This is a genomic window from uncultured Mucilaginibacter sp., from assembly GCF_903913935.1.
Lineage (GTDB): Bacteria > Bacteroidota > Bacteroidia > Sphingobacteriales > Sphingobacteriaceae > Mucilaginibacter.
Map to the genome: position 1 here is coordinate 1 of NZ_CAIWNH010000307.1, position 1,984 is coordinate 1,984.

At 40.9% G+C, this 1,984-nt stretch carries 2 protein-coding genes; both read left to right on the top strand.

What is annotated here, in order from left to right; genetic code table 11:
- Window positions 1-1,165: tyrosine-protein kinase domain-containing protein (locus QZY09_RS12110; protein WP_295672729.1), on the top strand; the 1,165-nt coding region annotated here is incomplete at its 5' end.
- Window positions 1,166-1,236: 71 nt separating this feature from the next.
- Complete coding sequence (locus QZY09_RS12115; protein WP_295672730.1) at window positions 1,237-1,890, top strand: hypothetical protein; 654 nt, start codon at window positions 1,237-1,239, stop codon at window positions 1,888-1,890.
- Window positions 1,891-1,984: the final 94 nt, after the last annotated feature.

Below are 1,984 nucleotides of genomic sequence, written 5' to 3' on the forward strand. Positions count from 1 at the left end.
AGCCACTTTAAAGCAAAATATCTTCGATAATATTGAAACGCTGAAAAGGAGCCTGAACGTTACCCGCCAACAACTGGAGAAGACGAGCACTAATATGAATGGAATGATCAAATCAGTCCCTGTCAAGGAAAGAAAGCTGGTTGATATTACCCGTCAGCAGTCTATAAAAGACGACTTATACACGTTTTTACTAAAAAACAGGGAGGAAACCGAATTGTCTTTTGCTTCAACGGTGTCGGATACACGGACTGTTGACAGGGCTATAAGCAGCGATGAACCCATAAAACCCAAAAAAGGCATCGTTCTGATGGCGTTTTCTTTATTTGGGCTAGCCATACCATTTGGGATAATTTATATACTCGACCTTTGGAATGACAAGATCAAAAGCCGCAGTGACATTGAAAAAGAGTGCGCAATTCCCGTTCTGGCCGAAATTTCTCAAACCGATAATTCGAATGAGCTTGTTTTGGAAATGGGCCGCTCTGCAATCGGAGAGCAGATCCGGGCATTGCGTACCAATATTTCATTTTTATCCCCGGGCAAAAAATTACAGGCTATTATGCTCACATCAAGTATAAGCGGCGAAGGAAAATCATTTATCTCGCTAAATTTGGGAGCAAGTTTGTCTATTACCGGTAAAAAAGTGATCATTCTTGAATTCGATCTCCGGAAGCCAAAATTACAGGAAAAGTTAAATATTGATTATAAAACCGGGCTGAGCAATTACCTGATCGGGTATGCTGAGTTGGATGATATTATCTATTCTGTCCCAGGATATGAGAATTATCACATCATTACCTGCGGGCTTATTCCGCCTAATCCTGTTGAGTTGTTGGTAGATGGCAGAATGGATGAGTTATTCACCATACTTCGCCTTAGATATGATTATATAATTGTTGATGCGCCGCCTGTGGGCCTCGTAACTGACGCGCTGGTTATTGAAAAATACACCGATGCCACATTCTACGTTGTCAGGCATGAATATACGCCTAAAGCCCGCTTAAAGTACATCAATGGCTTATATAAAGAAGGGCGTTTTAAGAACCTTAATTTAATAATGAACGGTATCCAGCAAAAAGGAAAATATGGATATGGTTACGGATATGGCTACGGATATGGCTACGGTTTCGGGTATTATGAAAATTCAGAAAAAGCAGTAAAATAAAATTATTGATGCGACACTAAAAAGGGGGCAAATCAGCGATGCCTGAATGCTAATTCAATTAAACGATTTAAATGGCCGAAAAGAAACAAATAGTAAGGGAGGGCAGGAAAAAGGCAACCATTTGGAATCTTTTCTTCCTGAACATCGGGTTTGTCATTACATTGATAAACGGGGTGTTGGTCATTCCTTTGTATTTGCACTTTATCGACAGTGCGGTATATGGGGCATGGCTGGCAACCGGCAATGTGCTCACCTGGATCACTATCGTCGACCCGGGGGTCGCCGGCGTTCTATTACAACGTGTATCTTACGCTATTGGCGAGAAAAATGAGGAGGAACTTGGTTTAGCTATATGTTCAGGCATTTTAATAGCGTGTATGTTATTTGTACTCTCTATCATCGTAGGGTACGGTTTGTCATACGTTATCGGCAATATCGCCAATATCGATATGCGTTACCGCGGCGATATTGTAAAAGCCTTCCGAATCGCTTTATGGGGAACCTCCTTTAGCTTATTAGCCGATACCTTTCGAAATATTATCTTAGCCTGGCACAAAACCAAACTTCATGGTGCTTTTTTATATAGTTGCATCATTGCAGGGAACATTGTTACTGTGATATTATTGTTATTAAAGTTTGGAGTGTATGCGCTGGCATACAGTAGCTTTTTTCTCGGGCTTTCTACATTACTTTTCGCTGTTATTTATACAATAATTCTGCTTTAGTGCATAGATACATGCCGTTGTCCCCAAACAGGTCAAGGGCTTTGTCAATCATGACCATCCCGGCATTCAGGTCGCTACTTTTTTGATAACAGTC